The sequence below is a fragment of the Corynebacterium sp. MSK150 genome, from assembly GCF_030229215.1.
GTDB lineage: Bacteria > Actinomycetota > Actinomycetes > Mycobacteriales > Mycobacteriaceae > Corynebacterium.
This window is the reverse complement of sequence record NZ_JASPHM010000033.1, coordinates 1-1,429: the sequence shown is the minus strand read 5'-3', so window position 1 is coordinate 1,429 and position 1,429 is coordinate 1. Positions and strand designations below refer to the sequence as shown.

The 1,429-nt window shown below is 54.2% G+C and carries 1 protein-coding gene; it reads left to right on the top strand.

Features of this window, described 5'->3' with window-relative positions; translation table 11 throughout:
• The first annotated feature begins 162 nt into the window (after positions 1–162).
• Entirely contained in the window at positions 163–1,362 is a 1,200-nt protein-coding gene (locus QP941_RS11505; protein WP_284869003.1) for an IS1249 family transposase, read from the top strand.
• Positions 1,363–1,429 lie beyond the last annotated feature (67 nt).

Below are 1,429 nucleotides of genomic sequence, written 5' to 3'. Positions count from 1 at the left end.
CGGCCTAAACGACACGATGTGTTGGTGAGGTTGTACGGCTAGCCGGTCTGGCGTGCTGATATTAGGACTATTTCACTTATCCAGAGGGATATTCCAGCTTCGACCATGAAATACCGCCAAAGGAATGCCGGTGTGCTAGGCACCTAGGCTCACGATGAGGGGATGAGTAAAAATCATCCTCGATGCCCCGTCTGCGGCGGGACATGCACGAAACACGGAACAACGAGTGCTGGGCGCCAACGATGGCGATGCCGCACCTGCAAGGCCACCTTCACCCGCGTGAATAACGATGCTGTGCAAGCCAAATGGTTCCGCCTTTTCATTTCCTGGCTCACCTCCAGCAACAGCTTGGAAGAAACAGCTAAAACCTGCGGTGTTTCAACGCGAACTTTGCAACGACGCTTCACACCGTTCTGGCTTATCCAACCTCCTAGACGCGTTGATAAGCAGCGAATCTACGATCAAGTCTTCATCGACGGCACCTACTTCAACGCCAAGTGCCTTGTTGTAGCTGCCGACTCCAGCCATGTCATCAATTGGTTCTGGTGCACGAAAGAATCCTCCTGGTCGTATATGCGCCTGCTGGACGAGCTAGCCCCACCACAATTGGTGACCTGCGATGGGGATTCCGGAGGGCTTAAAGCACTACGCAGCCTGTGGCCTGATACCCCGGTTCAACGCTGCATTGTCCACGTCAAGCGCAATATCCAACGTGCCACCGGCCTTCACCCCACCTCGCCGATGGGCAAAGCACTACGACGGCTTTCCTTTGAACTACTCGCCGTTGACAACCTAGATAAGGCAGCCGAATGGACCGTAAAACTACAACAGTTCGGCACCGTATTTAGCACCCAGCTCAAAGCCAAAACCTACGTCAAAGACGTTCCTTTCGACCAGATTCCTAAGTCCAAGCGCCGGAACAAAAAATGGTGGTACACCCACTACACCCATCGCGGGATTTACCTGCAGCTAAAGAAGATGAGCCAACAAGGACACCTCTTTGCCTACCTCGCCGAAGCTAAAGAAGGCCAACGGTTTGAACGCACGACCAACAAGCTAGAAGGCGGGGTGAACTCACAAATTAAGCAACTTATGCACACCCACCGCGGACTGCGCGACGAACAACAGCGCATCGCCTGCGACTGGTGGCTGCATCTACATACGCAGCTGCCTGACGATCCTGTAGAGATCGCCAGGCAGCAAAACTGGGGCCAGGACGCACTCGCCAAAGCACAAACCCTAGCCAACCAGGAAAAACAAGCCACCAGCGGCCACGAAGACGGCCGACCAGCAACCTACGACAGTGCCATCGACACTGCCTACAACCACTCTATGGGAATACGCAAAGGCCGCATGCGCTAAACCCCACCAACACAAAATGTCGTTTAGCCCGACACGCCGCAAAACAACACATTCTGTCGTTTAGGCC

Excerpts from the sequence above, each read along its gene's own strand:
- QP941_RS11505 (WP_284869003.1), top strand. The coding sequence starts at position 163 with ATGAGTAAAAATCATCCTCGATGCCCCGTCTGCGGCGGGACATGCACG.